A 16,140-nucleotide genomic window follows, 5' to 3' on the forward strand; every position below is an offset into this window, starting at 1 on the left:
TCACGACGAACGCTTTCTGGGCGTCCGTGAACTTCGATGCTTTCATGCCAAACCTCCTCGTCCAGCCAAGGAAAATTACGGCACAAAACTCTAATTCCAAATGGTCCAAGTCTCAGGTGGCAGAGCAGATTTATAGGTGACATTTCATCTGGTTCGATTAAATCATGAAGCGCCCAAGTGCTTAACATCTGACAACATCGATTGCTGCATCTGGTCGGGAAGGCTATAGGCGCGGCTCGCATCAAACACCAATGATGTGAAACGGTCGGAGCGTAGCGCAGCTTGGTAGCGCACTTGTCTGGGGGACAAGGGGTCGTGGGTTCAAATCCCGCCGCTCCGACCACGCTCGTAAGTTAGCGTTTGCGAGTAGCCGCTGCCACCGGTGGCTTTTCTAACGCTGCCTCGTCTGGATCTAGGCGTCTCATCCAGACATAGACTGGATAAAGAGGAAACACCCATCCAATGCCTGCGACTGCAAAAAACCCAATCTGGGCGTACCATGGCTTGTCCGCCAGTAAACTACCGACCGAAGCTGCGAAGAAGGTATAAACCATCAACACCACTAAGGTTATTAAGATGCCGATACCGCGTCGATAGGTCGCTTTCACTTGTGTCTCCTTTGATCCATTTGACTCCTAATCTGCTACCATGGCGCTGGTGCACGAACAGCACCCCAACAATTGCCCTCGCTGGCTCATGCACCTACGTCTGATTTCACATAGGAAGTTTTGTACCGATGACCACCCTTAAGCCTGTTACATCCTTTCAACTTGGCGCGATCAATGGACAGGAGCACGCGCGACTTCGCGATAGGAAAGTAGGATACTGGCTTTTGACAATCGTTGCTTTGGTTTTGTGCATGATCATCGTCGGCGGGGCGACGCGCTTGACGGATTCAGGTCTATCCATAACCCATTGGTCGCCGATCCATGGCGTGATCCCACCGCTCAACGCGAAAGAATGGGCAGCCGAGTTTGAGCTTTATAAGAAAATTCCTGAGTATCAGCTGCAAAATAAAGGCATGAGCCTAACCGAGTTTCAGTTTATCTTCTGGTGGGAATGGGCGCATCGATTGCTGGGGCGGGTGATCGGCCTCGCTTTTGGCCTGCCTTTGATCGTGTTTCTTGCCATGGGCTATATCCGTAAAACGATGGCACCTTGGCTGATTGCGATGCTGGCATTGGGTGGCTTGCAAGGCTTTATCGGCTGGTGGATGGTCAGTTCAGGCCTAAGTGGGGATCGCTTGGATGTGGCGGCTTATCGATTGGCCACCCATCTTTCAATGGCATTTTTGTTGATGAGCCTGACCTTGTGGACAGCCCTCAATCTTTTGGCACCGCGAAAAATCCATGAGGGCGACCCACAAATCGCGCCGTGGGCGATTGGATTTGTGCTTTTATTGGCTTTCCAGATTATGTTGGGCGCGTTTGTCGCGGGCACCGATTCGGGCATGATTTATAACGACTGGCCGACTTTCGACGGCGGCTGGTTTCCCAAGACTTACGCCGCTTTATCGCCTTATTGGCGCAATTGGGTTGAAAATGCCGCCACCATCCAATTTAATCATCGCATTGGCGCCTATAGCATTGGGCTTTGCGTCTTCTTGTTGTGGTTAAAAACGCGCCGTTCCAAAGACCGCTCTGTTGTGGCTTGGGGGCAAGTCGTAGCCCTTTTGGTCTTATTTCAAATCGTTTTAGGCATTGCTACTCTCATTGGTTACCGCTATTGGACACCCCCACATGTGAATGGGGTTTTATTGGGTATAAGCCATCAGGGGTTAGGCGCTATCTTGTTTACCAGCTCCATGATGCTGATGCGCGCGTCTATCAAACCTCGTCCCAAAGCCTTCTCCGTTGCAGTCTAGCATAGGGCGAATGCGTGTTTAGCCTAGCTTTTGACGGGTTGGCGCGCTAACCCCATCGCGAACACATGCCCGCATTTTAAGCTGGAGCCCCCTATGACCGCTATCATCGATATACTTGGCCGTGAGATTCTCGACAGCCGTGGTAACCCTAGTGTTGAAGTTGATGTCATCTTAGCAGATGGTTCATTTGGTCGCGCAGCTGTACCTTCGGGGGCATCTACAGGGGCGCATGAAGCGGTTGAAAAGCGCGATGGCGATAAGGCCCGCTATCTGGGTAAGGGCGTCTTGGATGCGGTTGAAGCCATTAATGGCGAAATCTTTGAAACATTAGAGGGCTTTGAAGCCGAAGATCAGCGCCATATTGATGACATATTGATTGAGCTTGATGGCACTCCCAATAAGTCGCGCTTGGGGGCCAATGCGATTTTAGGCGTATCCTTAGCTGTTGCCAAAGCGGCTGCTGAAGCGGCTACCCAGCCGCTTTATAAATATGTTGGCGGCGTCAATGCGCGGGTTTTGCCAGTGCCGATGATGAATATCATTAATGGTGGCGTCCATGCCGATAACCCGATTGATATTCAAGAATTCATGATCATGCCTTTGGGTGCTGATACATTTCGCGAAGCTGTGCGAATGGGATCGGAAATCTTCCATACCCTCAAGAAGCTTTTGAAAGACGCAGGCCATAGCACCAATGTTGGCGATGAAGGCGGGTTTGCACCCAATCTTTCCTCCGCAGATGAAGCGTTGAGCATGATCATGCGCGCTATTGAGGCCGCAGGCTATCGACCTGGCGAAGATGTATCTCTGGCACTTGATTGTGCCGCGAGTGAATATTTCAAGGATGGCACATATGCTATGCATGGCGAAGGCAAAGTCCTTGCACCTGAAGAAATGGCGGCTTGGCTGGGAGAATTAGCAAGTCGTTACCCCATTGTGTCGATTGAAGATGGTATGTCGGAAGATGATTTTGCCGGCTGGGGTGCATTGACGTCATTATTGGGTAAAAAATGCCAATTGGTTGGCGATGATTTGTTTGTCACCAATCCAGCTCGCCTCAGCCAAGGTATCCGCGATGGCCTGGCCAATTCGATTCTGGTTAAGGTCAATCAGATTGGCACTTTGTCTGAGACTTTGGATGCTGTTGAGATTGCGCACCGCAATGGCTATACGGCGGTGATGTCGCACCGGTCAGGTGAAACCGAGGACGCAACGATAGCTGACCTTGCGGTGGCTACGAATTGCGGGCAGATAAAGACTGGGTCTTTGGCGCGCTCTGACCGCACGGCCAAGTATAATCAATTGATCAGGATTGAGGAAATGCTGGAGGGCCAAGCCGTTTATGCCGGACATGGTGCCTTAAAAATCTCCCGAGTTGAGGGGTAAGAGTTGATTTACCAACTTAAGGCACAAAGCTTTGAGTATCAGGATCGGGTTCTGAAAGGATCCAAGGCTTTCTCATCATGGCATTCTTAAAAGGCATTAGGATATCAACTTATCTGTTCGCAGGCGTGTTGGTTTATTTTGCCGTGCATTTTTTTGTTGGTCAGCAAGGTGTGTTATCTTGGCATGGCTATGTTAAGCGCGCTGATGTTTTACTGGAAGAGCGTGATGTTCTCATCAATCGACGTCGTGAGCTGGAAAGACGTTTGGCCCGATATCAACCCGGTCGGGTGGATTCTGATTATGTGGAAGAGCGCGCCATAGCGCAGTTAGGTCTGGCCGGTCCGCATGATATAATGATCAGGCTGTCTAAACCTGCGATCCGATCTGGCGCCACTGCATCTGTGCAGACCCCCAATCCATGAACGCAACTGGACGTCCCGCATGCTTGTGCTTATGAGGGAAGCATAATCGAAGGGTCGTACAAAAATGGCTATGAAGAAATCCACAACGCCCGCCAGCAAGGCCTTAGCCAACCGCATCAGCCGGGATGAAGCGTTGGCCTATTACCGCGATATGTTGTTGATCCGCCGATTTGAAGAACGTGCAGGACAGCTCTACGGCATGGGGCTGATTGCTGGCTTTTGTCATCTTTACATTGGACAAGAAGCCGTTGTTGTCGGCATGCAGGGCGCACAAAAGCCGGGTGATCAAGTCATCACGGGTTATCGCGATCATGGCCATATGCTAGCTTGTGGTATGAGTCCACGTGAAATTATGGCCGAACTCACAGGGCGCATCGGCGGTTCTTCCCGTGGTAAAGGTGGCTCGATGCATATGTTCTCTAAAGAGGCCAATTTTTTCGGGGGTCACGGCATTGTAGGCGCACAAGTTGCTTTAGGCACAGGCTTGGCTTTGGCGAACCGCTATCGCGGTAATGAGGCTGTGTCAGTGGCCTATTTCGGCGATGGGGCGGCTAACCAGGGTCAAGTCTATGAGAGCTTTAATATGGCGAGCCTCTGGAAGCTGCCGGTGGTGTATGTGGTTGAAAACAACCAATATGCTATGGGAACCAGTGTGGCGCGCGCCTCAGCTGAAACCGAGCTGTACAAACGCGGCATCAGTTTTGAAATCCTTGGCGAAGAAGTCGATGGCATGGATGTTTTAGCGGTTAAAGAAGCAGCCGCGCGGGCATTAGACCATGCACGCTCTGGCCAAGGGCCATTTCTTTTGGAGATGAAGACTTATCGCTATCGTGGCCATTCCATGTCCGATCCCGCTAAATACAGGCCCAAGGATGAGCCCAAGCACGTGCGCGACACCCGCGACCCGATCGAGCATTTGCGCCTTTATGGTTTGGAAATAGGCTTGTTCAGTGAGGATGATCTCAAATCCATTGATCGTGACGTGAAAGAAATAGTAGCCGATGCCGCTGATTTCGCTCAAACAAGTCCAGAGCCTGATCCGTCCGAACTTATGCGGCACATTTATGTTGAAGCCTAAGCCTATCAGGCAAGCCTTTGTGGGAGGAAAAAATGAACACGAATTGTTCCAAGGCGATTACCAAGACTATCTTCGGGCTCATCGCAGCAACGGGGACGCAATTGATTGGCTTTGATGGCGTTGCTCAACCGGCTACTAAGCCAAGTGCGTCAACGACATCCCCTGCGCCCGCCAGCCAAATTCCAGTGCATGCAGGAGAATTTGTAGGTGAGAAAGTTGACACTATAACCTATAAGCCAACCTGTCCCGCTTTCATTTTTGATATGGATGCCGCTGCGATCCAAGAGAGCACCAGTAGAGCTTATGTGGAAGGTGAAAAGCGGCGCTATGAGCAAGCGCGCGAAAAATGGGACGCATATGAGGATTGCCTGACCGAGAATGGCCGCCGCGACATTGAGGCAATTCGCACAAAACTTGGGGATTATCTGTCAAATCAAGCCGATGAAGAAGTAAAGTTGTTTAATGCTCTCAATGCGGCTGCGACTGCCAATATTGACCGGATCACCAAATTACCACCATCCAAACCTGCCAAGAAGAAGTCTGATTCCGCCGTCGCTGAAACACCACAAGTCACCTTGTCGACCTGGACTGAGCCTACAGGGCGATTTGTTGGGACAATTAAGGGTTCGGCCGCTGCACCTGAATATGTTACCGGATGCCCAAAAGCGATTGGTGCTTTAACTGTTGAAAGCTTCGCAACTGAAAGCACACGTAACGGCTTCAATGCTAAGTTGGAAGAATTGCGCGCCTTGCCCCAACGCATCAATCAGGTGCGTACATGTCGGCAGGAAAATGGCCAAGATGATTATGAAGCTGTGCAAAAGGCCGTTCAAGATGGTTTCAATGCCGTATTTCAACCCAGCAAAGCGGCGTTTGAACGCGAATATGCCAATGTGCGCTTTCAGCTCAATGAGCATCAAAAGCCCGGTGGTCTTTTGGCCCCTCCCGAATTGAGTCGTGGTAATGGGAAGAAAAAGCCCACTGTCCCAAAGGCAAAAAAGAAGTAAATTTCTTAAGAAAAATAACAAGACGTGTTCGGGCCATTGAAGACGTCATTGTTCCATTAAGATGCGGTCAATTGGTTAGGATTTATCCGCGCTATTGTGACCTGAGCAACACAATTGGGAGCCTGAATTGTCGATTGAAATCCTCATGCCCGCCCTTTCCCCAACTATGGAAGAGGGCACTTTAGCCAAATGGCTGGTGCAAATTGGCGATCCCATAAAAGCTGGTGACGTCATAGCTGAGATCGAAACCGATAAAGCGACTATGGAGGTTGAAACCATTGATGATGGTGTCGTCGAAGCAATCTTAATTGAAGCAGGTACCCAAAACGTCAAGGTCAACACACCCATAGCGCGCATTTCAGGTGAGGATGTCCAGTCTAAACTTCCCCCCAAAACCCTCACACCAGCTTCACCTGTCGTGGCCGAGCCTGCCGCATCAGCAACACCTGCACCTGTTCACTTAGCCGCTAGCCACCAGAGCGACTATCCTGTTGGAACACCCATGGTCAAAGTGACTGTACGCGATGCATTGCGTGACGCTATGGCCGAAGAAATGCGCCGCGACCCGGATGTTTTTTTAATGGGGGAAGAAGTGGGTCAATATCAAGGTGCCTATAAGGTTAGCCGGGGCCTATTGGAAGAATTTGGGGAGCGGCGCGTGATCGATACGCCGATCACTGAGCATGGCTTTGCTGGTATGGGGGTTGGGGCAGCAATGGCGGGTCTTAAGCCAATTGTCGAATTCATGACGATGAATTTTGCAATGCAAGCTATTGATCACATTATCAATTCTGCTGCAAAAGTCCATTATATGTCGGGTGGGCAGATTAGTGCGCCCATCGTTTTTCGTGGCCCGAATGGTGCTGCTTCAAGGGTAGGTGCGCAGCATAGCCAAGATTATTCAAGTTGGTATGCCAATGTACCTGGCCTCAAAGTCATCGCACCTTATGATGCGGCGGATGCGAAGGGATTGCTAAAGTCAGCGATCCGCGACCCTAATCCGGTGGTCTTTTTAGAGCATGAACTCCTCTACGGAATTGAATATGAAGTTCCTGAAGGGGATGAATGGTTGGTACCCATTGGTAAGGCAAAGGTACGCCGTCAGGGCACAGACCTCACCATTACTGCGCATTCCCGCATGGTAGGCTTTGCGCTTCAAGCCGCAGAGGAATTGGCGCTTTTGGGTATTTCAGCCGAAGTGGTTGATCTGCGGACGCTGCGGCCACTTGATACCGAAACCATTATCGCGTCGGTTAAGAAGACCAATCGTTTGGTGACCGCTGAGGAAGGATGGGGCCCAATGGGGGTTGGTGCTGAAGTGGTGGCTTGTGTTGTGGATGTTGCCTTTGACTATCTCGATGCCCCCCCGCTTCGTGTGCATCAAAAAGATACGCCGCTGGCCTATGCTGCCAACCTCGAAAAACTATCCCTGCCGAATGTGGCAGATATCGTTGCGGCGGCCCGCGCCGTCACCAATCGCTGAGGAGCTAGCCCATGGCTATCGACATCTTGATGCCTGCCTTGTCGCCGACCATGGAAGAAGGCGTATTAGCTAAATGGCACGTCAAAGTGGGCGATGTGCTGAAATCGGGCGATGTCATATGCGAGATCGAGACCGATAAAGCTACCATGGAAGTGGAAGCCGTTGATGAAGGCAAAGTGCTAGAGATTTTGGTGGCTGAAGGCACCCAAGGGGTCAAGGTCAATGCCGTCATTGCGCGGATTGAAGGTGAGGGGGCTGTTTCATCTGCTGCACCAGCGCAAGCACCTGCGCCAAGTGTAGCGCCAGCAAGTGTCCCGCCTGCGAGTAAGGCAGAAATCGTTACTGAAACTTCTAAAGGTGAACGCATCATGGCGTCGCCCTTGGCTAAGCGCATCGCCCAAACCGCAGGGATAGATTTGGCGGGCGTCTCGGGCAGTGGGCCCCATGGCCGGATTGTAAAAGTTGATGTCGAAGCGGCGATGGCCGGTGCGCCAAAGCCAGCGCCAAGCGTGTCAAAAGTTGCCCAAGCGCCAATTGCTGCACCGGTTGCCACCCCAAGCGCACCCACTGCCTTGCCTTATGCGGCTGGCACCTATGATATAGTGCCTCTTGACGGGATGCGCCGAACGGTTGCGCGCCGGATGACTGAAAGCTTCCGCGATGTGCCGCATTTCCCGCTCACTATTGATCTTGAGATCGATCAATTGCTGGAATTACGCAAACAACTCAATGTGGTGGGTGCAGCCCAAGATGCTAAAGTTTCGGTCAATGATTTGGTGATCAAAGCTGCGGCTTTGGCATGCAAGCGCGTGCCGGGGGCCAATGCTTCTTATACCCCTGACGGCCTATTGATCCATCATCACGCCGATATTGCAGTAGCTGTCGCAATTGAGGGCGGCTTGATAACACCAGTTATCCGTAAAGCGGAAACAAAGGGTTTGGCCGCTATTTCTGGCGAGATGAAGGTTTTGGCCGAAAAGGCCCGTACGCGTAAACTCATGCCAGAGGATTATACGGGCGGCACCTTCTCTATCTCCAACCTTGGTATGATGGGTATTAAGAGCTTTATGAGCATTATAAATGAGCCCCAAGGCTGCATTCTTTCGGTCGGGGCGGGCGAGCCGCGCGCGGTTGTCAAAAACGGCGCATTGGCGATTGCGACCGTGATGAGTGTGACCTTGACCTGTGATCACCGCGTGGTGGATGGGGCAATTGGGGCTGCATGGCTTGGGGCGTTCAAGGCCTTAATCGAAGAGCCGATTGGCTTGATGTTGTAGGCCATGAAATGGGCGGCGCTTGTTCCTGAGCTCGTGGTTTCTGATATCACGGCAAGCCGCGCATTTTACATTGGGGTACTTGGGTTTGTCCTTGAATATGAGCGAGAGGGATTTGCTTATCTCAGCTTCGGCGAAGCACAAATCATGCTGGAGCAAGTGGGCAACCATTGGTCAACCGGTATGCTTGAACGGCCATTTGGGCGTGGTATCAATCTCCAGATTGAGATTGAAGACATTGGTAAATTTTTAGACCGTATCGTCGCAGCAGGTTTGCCGCTATTCCAGCCGTTGCAAACAAGTTGGTATCGTGCGGACGAAGTCGAGCATGGTCAATCTGAATTTCTAATCCAAGACCTAGATGGCTATTTGCTCCGATTCTGCGAGAATCTGGGCGAGCGGCCAGCTTAATTATTTGTTTGCCTTATGGTTTCCTCCTATCTTAACCTTTGTCTGCTAATTTCCCACTCAATAACATCGGCGCGGAGATTTCGGATATGGCTTGGGTTTGGCGGGTCGCGGGAACGCGATGACCGCCCGCGCGCGGACGCGCGATCTGAGTATAGAGGCAATCGCTTGACCCATGAGGCCGTGCGCATTGACCGCGCTGGCAAGCCCTCACGTCTGCCCGACGATCTGCCGCGTCGTCGCGACTATCAAGATCGTTGGGATCGACGGTAGAAGGGAACGCGCAGCACCAGCTGCGCCCGCCGTTGGCAACAAAGAGCGCAGCTGGTGCTGCGCGCTCCATGTAGCGCTTTTGAAAAAACAGCGCTACGCACAGGCTATGCTCGAAGCGTTTCTCGCCGCCTTTGTGACCTTTTTTGTCGTGATCGACCCGCCGGGCGTTGCGCCGATGTTTGCCACTTTGACTCAGCATACCTCTCGCGCGTGGCAACGGAAAATGGCCTTTAAGTCTGTTGGGGTTGCAACTTTAGTTTTGGTTGGCTTTGCATTTGGCGGGCAGTGGCTATTGGAAAAACTTCAAGTTTCGTTGGACGCTTTCCGTTTGGCTGGTGGTGCATTATTATTCTTGATTGCCGTTGATATGCTGTTTGAAAAGCAGAAAGAGCGGCGCGAGGAGCGTAATGAGAAAGTTCTAGCAGAGGCCCAAAAGCACCCAGAGCGCTTTGAAGATGTTTCCGTGTTCCCTCTGGCGATCCCGCTGATTTCAGGACCCGGTGCCATTGCATCCATTATGCTGTTATTCACGCAAAGCAATAGTTTTTTAGAGCAATCCATGGTTCTGGCTGGGGTAGGGGTCAATTTGGTCCTTTGTTTATTCGGGTTCTTGATCGCGGCAAAACTGACCAAATTCATGGGAGCGACTGTTGCAGCTATGATAACCCGGATTTTTGGGATCATCCTTGCAGCCTTGGCTGCGCAATTCGTCGTCGATGGTGTCAAGGGGGCCTTTGGCATCGGCTAATCATGATTGATCTCATTTGTGTCTCGAAGTCAGGATGACTATAAATGGGGTGAAATCGGCCCCCAACTACGCCAAGCTTGTAGCAGGAGCATCAAATGGCCAGTGATACGTTCGATATCGTGATAATTGGGTCCGGGCCCGGTGGCTATGTGGCGGCCATTCGCGCCACCCAATTGGGCTTTAAGACTGCGATTATTGAGCGTGAAAGCCTTGGCGGTATCTGCTTGAATTGGGGCTGTATCCCCACCAAAGCGCTTTTACGCTCCGCCGACGTTTACGACAACATCAAGCACGCTGAGGCTTATGGATTGTCGGTAACGGGTGCCAGCTTTGACCTGTCCAAGATTGTCGATCGCTCGCGCAAAGTGGCCAAGCAATTATCGGGTGGGGTGACCTATCTGATGAAGAAAAACAAAATTGAAGTCATTGCAGGCAACGCGCGCTTAACCCCTGGAACCGATGCACCGAGCGTTGAGGTCGATCTCAATGCTGGGGGAACCCGCACAATCGCGGCCAAGCATGTGATCTTGGCAACCGGCGCCCGCGCACGCACCATCCCCGCAGCAGGACTTGTACCAGACGGCAAGTTTATCTGGACCTATCGGGAAGCCTTGGTGCCCGACACCATGCCAAAGCGCCTGTTGGTTATTGGGTCAGGCGCGATCGGAATTGAGTTTGCAAGCTTTTTTTGCTCACTCGGCTCGCAAGTTACGGTAGTAGAGGCCCTTGATCGGATTTTGCCGGTTGAGGATGTTGAAATCTCTAGCTTTGCCGCCAAAGCTTTCCAAAAGCGCGGGATTAATCTCATCACCAGCGCCAATGTTAAGTCCTTGCAAACGACTGCCGGGGGCATCACCGCCACCATCGAAAGTGGGGGGAAGACCCAAACCATCGAAGCCGATCGGGCTATTTTGGCAGTTGGAATCGTTGGCAATGTTGAAAATCTGGGGCTTGAGGCATTGGGCGTTACGATGGATCGCACCCATGTGGTTACAGATGCCAATGGCTCCACAAATGTTAAGGGGCTTTATGCGATTGGCGATTTAACTGGGGCACCTTGGCTTGCCCATAAAGCCAGCCATGAAGGGGTTTGTTGTGTGGAAGCCATTGCCGGCTTACACCCTCATGCCCTCAATGTCGCCCGTATACCTGGCTGCACCTATTCCAATCCACAAGTGGCCAGCATAGGTTTAACGGAGGATAAGGCAAAGGCAGCAGGATTTGAAGTGCGCGTTGGTAAGTTCCCTTTCAGCGGCAATGGTAAGGCGATTGCGCTAGGTGAACCTGAGGGTTTGGTTAAGACCATTTTTGACGCCAAAACTGGGGAATTGCTCGGTGCCCATATGGTAGGCACCGAAGTCACAGAACTGATCCAAGGCTATGGCATTGCTATGACGTTGGAGACCACAGAAGTACAATTGATGGAAACCATCTTCCCCCATCCAACCTTGTCAGAAATGATGCACGAAGCCGTTTTGGATGCATATAATAGGGTGGTCCATATCTAATCTTATGACAAGATCTAAGCGTGAGGACAGGTGATTTAGGGGGCAAAGAATGAGAATAAACTTAGCTGGAACGCTGTTGAGTTTATTAGTAAGCGCTTGTGCATCACCATTGCAGCAGGCACATCAACTTTCCTCTTATCAGCCTGCCGTTGACTTCCAGATTTGGCGTAACGCAGTCACAGGGCCATTAACTCAAGTCGCAGTTCTGGGGAGTCCCCATTTGAGCCAAGAGGCCGTTCAGGTGACGCCAGAAACGCTTGAGCCCTTATTGGATAAGCTTGCGAAGTTTAATCCTACCCTCATAACCTATGAAGGTCTCTCAGGAGAGCAGTGTGAATTGGTGCAACGCCATGAGAAAATCTACCCTGGCATTTACGATTATTATTGCTGGGGTGTAGAGGACGGGACAAAAGCCACTGGCCTGACGCTACCTGAAGCGCGCGCTGCAGTTGAAGAAAAGCTTAAATCATGGCCAGCACATCCAAACCCCGCGCAACGACGCCAATTGGCCGCCCTTTTTATTGCTAGCGGGGAGCGCCCTTCAGCTTCGGTTCAATGGCTTCAATTGCCAGTGAGTGAGCGCAAACAAGGTGATGGTATTGATAGTGCTTTAATCGATATCCTCAGTCGCGTTGGAAAAAAACCCAATGAAACTTACGAAATAGCGGTTGCACTGGCCGCTCGTTTAGGCTTGACGCGAGTCTATGCTGTGGATGATCACACCTCCGATGCGGTTCTTGCAGCTGCTCCAGATGGATATGAGGCTGCGATCAACGCCCATTGGGCTGGTTTGAGTGCAAAATCAGTTCCAGAGCTCCAAGAATTACCTAAGATCAGTCGCCGGTTGACTACGGGAGAAGGCGTTTTAGCGGCCTATCGGTTTTACAATCTTCCCCAAACCCAACGCGCTTTAATTGGCACTGATTTTAAGGATGCACTCGCTTTGCCATCGCATGAGCTTTATGGAAGGCGCTATGTCGCTTGGTTCGAAGTACGCAATTTACGCATGGCTGCGAACATTCGCGCTGTTTTTGCCAATCAACCTGGGGGTCGGGTACTCAATGTGGTCGGGGCGTCGCACAAAGCCTATTACGAAGCGTATCTCAATTTGATGCCTGAAGTCGCATTGGTTGATATAGCAACGATTTTGCGCTGAAGTCACATCATGGGTCCGTCATGATCCGTGCATGAAGCCCGATTGACCACCTGCCTGATCTATCGGATCGCATTAGAAAACCTATGCGACGAATGCGCTAAATGCGGTTAAATTGCCATGATCTTAGGAGGTAAAATCATGAGCCATGGCCTTGCAACGCGCGCCGTCCATGCCGGGGCCGCACCCGATCCATCCTTTGGCAGCCGTGCGACGCCTATTCATCAAACAACTTCTTATGTCTTCAAAGATGTTGAACACGCTGCGCGCCTTTTTGGGTTAACCGAATTTGGTCAAATCTATACCCGCATAACTAATCCGACAACGGATGTTTTGGAGGGAAAGATCGCTGCTTTAGAGGGTGGCACAGCGGCGGTGGCGGTGGCTTCCGGCCATGCCGCGCAATTGAGTGTGTTTCATGTTTTGTTGCAGCCCGGCGATCATTTTGTGGCTGCAAAGCAACTTTATGGCGGCTCGATCAACCAGTTTACCCATGCCTTTAAAAAGTTTGGCTGGCACGTCACCTTTGTGGATCATGATGATTTTGCAGGATTTCGTGCCGCAATCGGCCCCAATACTAAGGCGGTTTTTATAGAAAGCCTTGCCAATCCTTCGGGCATATTTACCGATATTGAAGCCATCGCCGCAATAGCCCACGAAGCGGGCATCCCTTTAATCGTTGATAACACAATGGCCAGCCCATATCTGGTGCGCCCAATTGAGTGGGGGGCCGATATTGTTGTTCATTCTCTGACCAAATTTATTGGCGGCCATGGTAATTCCATTGGTGGCATATTGGTAGATTCAGGGCGATTTGATTGGGGTAAAATCCCACAGCGTTGGCCAAGCCTGACCGAGCCTTTGGACTTTTATGGTGGGCTCAAGATCCATGACGTGTTTGGTGCTATTGGCTTGGGGCCACAAGGTGCTGCGGTCAATATCTCCTTTGCTATCGCTGCGCGTGTGTTTACCTTGCGCGACTTGGGTGCGGCCATATCGCCCTTTAACGCTTGGGCGATCGAAACCGGCGCACAAACCTTGCCCCTTCGCATGCAAAGGCATAGTGATAATGCGCTCAAAGCCGCAACATTCTTGAAATCCCAGCCCAAGGTCGCATGGGTCAGCTATGCTGGTTTGCCCGATGACCCTTCAAAGAAGTTGCAGGAAAAATATAGCCCAAATGGGGCAGGTGCCGTGTTCACCTTCGGCCTCAAAGGCGGTTATGAAGCTGGGATCAAGTTTGTTGCCTCGCTCAAACTATTTAGCCATTTAGCCAATATTGGTGATGTACGCTCTTTGGTCATCCATCCAGCTTCCACCACACACCGCCAGTTGAGTGATGACAAAAAGACAGCCGCAGGGGCAGGGCCAGATGTGGTTCGGGTCTCGATTGGCATTGAAGATGCAGTTGATATCATCTCAGACCTAGAGCAAGCACTCGCCGCAGTGTAAAGGCAGTGCATGAGTGCACAAATCCAAACGCGTAAACGCAAAACCGTCTGTGATATCGTCGCCCATAAGGGTGGGGAACCTGTCGTTTGTCTAACGGCTTATACGGCACCCATTGCAAGGCTATTGGACCCTCATGCCGATATCTTGTTGGTGGGTGACAGCTTGGGCATGGTGGTTCATGGATTAAGCTCGACAGTCGGGGTTACCATCGACATGATGATCTTGCATGGCAGGGCAGTCATGCGCGGGGCGCAGCAAGCTTTAGTTGTGGTCGATTTGCCTTTTGGTTCCTATGAAGAAAGCCATGAAGTTGCGTGGCGATCTGCCAGCCGGGTGATGATGGAAACGGGGTGTCAAGCCGTTAAAGTTGAAAGTGGCGAAGGGATCGCCGATACGATCGCCTTTTTGGTCGCGCGCGGAATTCCTGTGATGGGCCATGTCGGCTTGCGTCCACAAGCGATAAATGTGGACGGCAGTTTTCGTGCTAAGGGTCGCACCAAAGCCGAGCGAGACCGTGTTTTACGGGAAGCTTTAGCGGCCGATCGGGCGGGAGCGTTTGCAATCGTGGTGGAAGGTGTCGATGAGGAGATTGCCGCTGAAGTTAGCTCTTTGGTGCGCGCGCCGACCATCGGTATAGGGGCTTCGGCGCGTTGTGATGGCCAGATTTTAGTAACCGACGATATGTTGGGTCTATTTGACTGGACGCCCAAATTTGTGCGTCGCTATGCAGACTTAGGGGCCGTGATCGACAAGGCTGTCGCAGACTACGCAGCGGATGTGCGCGCGCGATCATTTCCCGCACAAGCAGAGACCTATGTGCTAAAACCAAGTTGATAAGTGCAAATGCCTTCAAATCGACGCAGTTTCGCGCGAGCCAAAACCTTGCCCTGTGTGGCCGTGACCTTTAGCGTCAAACAGATAGCCCGATGTTTCATTGGTGAAGCATCCTTTTTATGGACGGAGAATAAAGCGTGTCTGATTTATTTCGCGAAGCCGAAGACGAGCTGCGCAAAGAGACCGCAGTAACTGTCGTTAAACGCGCAGGACCTATTATCATTGTCGCCATCGTGCTTGGCTTAGCTGGCAGTGCTGGCTGGCAATATTGGCAAGGCGAACAATCAAAAATGACTGAAAAAGCGGCAATTGCCTATGATGCCGCATTGGCCAAGTTAGAGGCCGGCGACCTAACCGGCGGGGCAGCCGCCCTCCAAGAGGTTGCACATTCGGGCGCGGCAGGTTTTGCTGCCCAAGCCATGTTGCAGCGCGCTGCTGTTTTACAAGAATTAGCCAAACCAGCCGAGGCCCTTGGGGCTTATGAAGAGGCAGCGATTAAGATTGCTGATGCCGATCTAGCTGATTTGGCACGCCTGCGCGCCGCCTATATTGCTGCAGATAGTGAAACCAGGGATCAAATCAATGCCCGTTTGAAGCCAATCATTGACCGTAAGGGTGCATTTGCCCCTTTGGCACGTGAACTGGCTGCAGGTGTTGCTTGGGGCGCAGGAGATAAAACAGCGGCGCGATCTGGATATTCGCTCCTGCAATTAGACGTAAATGCACCCGAAGGTGTCCGCACCCGCGCAGGGCAAGCGATTGCTGTGATTGATGCGGCAGCCACCCCATCAAAAATTCCGTTACAATTTCCCACGCAACCAGGTCACGCGCAAGCAGGCTCAACGCCTGACCAGATCGCACAGATGCAGGCTGATCAGCAACGAGCCAGTGGTGAGGCTACCCCTGAAAATCCAAGAATTGTGCGCCTTCCCCCGGGTGTTAAGCTCCCTCCCGGAACCAAAATACCCCCCAATGTTCGAGTCATAGAGACGCCGCTTCCAGCTGGAGGTAACGTGAGTGGTACCATTTCACCAGAGATGCTGGCACAGATTGAGAGAGAACGTCAGGCCAGTATGGCGCGTCAAAAGGCGATTACCGAAGCCCAACAGCGTCAAATCAAGGAAATCGAAACATCTAGAGCCAGAACTGCCAAGCACGTACTGGTACCTCTGACCATGTGTGTGGTGCAGAAAAACCTAAATCGTGTGCGCTTGGATGCTGTGCTGGGCAGTCAAGTTGCAGGCGCTCCT

The 16,140-nt window shown here is 51.7% G+C and carries 16 protein-coding genes and 1 tRNA gene; 15 read left to right on the plus strand and 2 right to left on the minus strand.

Going from position 1 to position 16,140, the window contains the following annotated elements; genetic code table 11:
* Positions 1-266 precede the first annotated feature (266 nt).
* Positions 267-343: transfer RNA gene (locus tag PsB1_RS11445), tRNA-Pro, on the plus strand.
* 10 nt (positions 344-353) lie between these two features.
* Here PsB1_RS11445 and PsB1_RS11450 read toward each other — a convergent pair.
* Positions 354-608, minus strand: a complete 255-nt coding sequence (locus tag PsB1_RS11450; protein WP_284361701.1) for a DUF2842 domain-containing protein — start codon at positions 606-608, stop codon at positions 354-356.
* 224 nt (positions 609-832) lie between these two features.
* Between PsB1_RS11450 and PsB1_RS11455 the strand changes: the two genes are divergently transcribed.
* The 8 genes from PsB1_RS11455 to PsB1_RS11490 all read left to right on the plus strand — a co-directional run bounded on the left by PsB1_RS11455 (position 833) and on the right by PsB1_RS11490 (position 8,925).
* Positions 833-1,864, plus strand: a complete 1,032-nt coding sequence (locus tag PsB1_RS11455) for a COX15/CtaA family protein (RefSeq protein ID WP_284361703.1) — start codon at positions 833-835, stop codon at positions 1,862-1,864.
* Positions 1,865-1,957: 93 nt separating this feature from the next.
* Entirely contained in the window at positions 1,958-3,250 is a 1,293-nt protein-coding gene (eno, locus tag PsB1_RS11460) for a phosphopyruvate hydratase (RefSeq protein ID WP_284361705.1), read from the plus strand.
* Positions 3,251-3,327: 77 nt separating this feature from the next.
* Complete coding sequence (locus PsB1_RS11465) at positions 3,328-3,672, plus strand: FtsB family cell division protein (protein WP_284361708.1); 345 nt, start codon at positions 3,328-3,330, stop codon at positions 3,670-3,672.
* Between the two features lie 64 nt (positions 3,673-3,736).
* Positions 3,737-4,750 carry a pyruvate dehydrogenase (acetyl-transferring) E1 component subunit alpha gene (gene pdhA, locus PsB1_RS11470; RefSeq protein WP_284361711.1) on the plus strand — a complete coding sequence of 338 codons (1,014 nt, stop codon included), beginning with the start codon at positions 3,737-3,739 and terminating at the stop codon, positions 4,748-4,750.
* Between the two features lie 32 nt (positions 4,751-4,782).
* Entirely contained in the window at positions 4,783-5,757 is a 975-nt protein-coding gene (locus PsB1_RS11475; RefSeq protein ID WP_284361713.1) for a hypothetical protein, read from the plus strand.
* Positions 5,758-5,902: 145 nt separating this feature from the next.
* Positions 5,903-7,240 (plus strand): pyruvate dehydrogenase complex E1 component subunit beta, encoded by a 1,338-nt coding sequence (locus tag PsB1_RS11480; RefSeq protein WP_420887921.1) that lies wholly within the window; start codon positions 5,903-5,905, stop codon positions 7,238-7,240.
* Positions 7,241-7,251: 11 nt separating this feature from the next.
* Entirely contained in the window at positions 7,252-8,517 is a 1,266-nt protein-coding gene (locus PsB1_RS11485; RefSeq protein ID WP_284361717.1) for a pyruvate dehydrogenase complex dihydrolipoamide acetyltransferase, read from the plus strand.
* Positions 8,518-8,520: 3 nt separating this feature from the next.
* Positions 8,521-8,925 (plus strand): bleomycin resistance protein, encoded by a 405-nt coding sequence (locus PsB1_RS11490; RefSeq protein ID WP_284361719.1) that lies wholly within the window; start codon positions 8,521-8,523, stop codon positions 8,923-8,925.
* Between the two features lie 31 nt (positions 8,926-8,956).
* On the opposite strand, the gene PsB1_RS11495 is transcribed toward PsB1_RS11490, so the two are convergent.
* Entirely contained in the window at positions 8,957-9,265 is a 309-nt protein-coding gene (locus PsB1_RS11495) for a hypothetical protein (RefSeq protein WP_284361722.1), read from the minus strand.
* Between the two features lie 36 nt (positions 9,266-9,301).
* Here PsB1_RS11495 and PsB1_RS11500 point away from each other — a divergent pair, with 36 nt between their 5' ends.
* From PsB1_RS11500 to PsB1_RS11525, 6 genes are all read left to right on the plus strand, one after another.
* On the plus strand, positions 9,302-9,943 hold the full coding sequence (locus tag PsB1_RS11500; protein ID WP_284361724.1) for a MarC family protein: 642 nt from the start codon (positions 9,302-9,304) through the stop codon (positions 9,941-9,943).
* Positions 9,944-10,038: 95 nt separating this feature from the next.
* Positions 10,039-11,451: a dihydrolipoyl dehydrogenase gene (gene lpdA / locus PsB1_RS11505; RefSeq protein ID WP_284361726.1), complete on the plus strand. Its 1,413-nt coding sequence runs from the start codon at positions 10,039-10,041 to the stop codon at positions 11,449-11,451.
* Positions 11,452-11,500: 49 nt separating this feature from the next.
* Entirely contained in the window at positions 11,501-12,607 is a 1,107-nt protein-coding gene (locus PsB1_RS11510; RefSeq protein WP_284361728.1) for a DUF5694 domain-containing protein, read from the plus strand.
* Positions 12,608-12,745: 138 nt separating this feature from the next.
* On the plus strand, positions 12,746-14,056 hold the full coding sequence (locus PsB1_RS11515; protein ID WP_284361730.1) for an O-acetylhomoserine aminocarboxypropyltransferase: 1,311 nt from the start codon (positions 12,746-12,748) through the stop codon (positions 14,054-14,056).
* A gap of 9 nt (positions 14,057-14,065) precedes the next feature.
* The gene (panB, locus tag PsB1_RS11520; RefSeq protein ID WP_284361732.1) at positions 14,066-14,890 is read left to right on the plus strand and encodes a 3-methyl-2-oxobutanoate hydroxymethyltransferase; all 825 of its coding nucleotides are present in this window, start codon (positions 14,066-14,068) and stop codon (positions 14,888-14,890) included.
* Positions 14,891-15,027: 137 nt separating this feature from the next.
* Positions 15,028-16,140, plus strand: a 1,113-nt coding sequence (locus PsB1_RS11525; protein ID WP_284361735.1) for a tetratricopeptide repeat protein, incomplete at its 3' end; no start/stop codon positions are given.

It is taken from the genome of Candidatus Phycosocius spiralis, assembly GCF_030158815.1.
In the GTDB taxonomy this organism is placed as follows: domain Bacteria; phylum Pseudomonadota; class Alphaproteobacteria; order Caulobacterales; family Aquidulcibacteraceae; genus Aquidulcibacter; species Aquidulcibacter spiralis.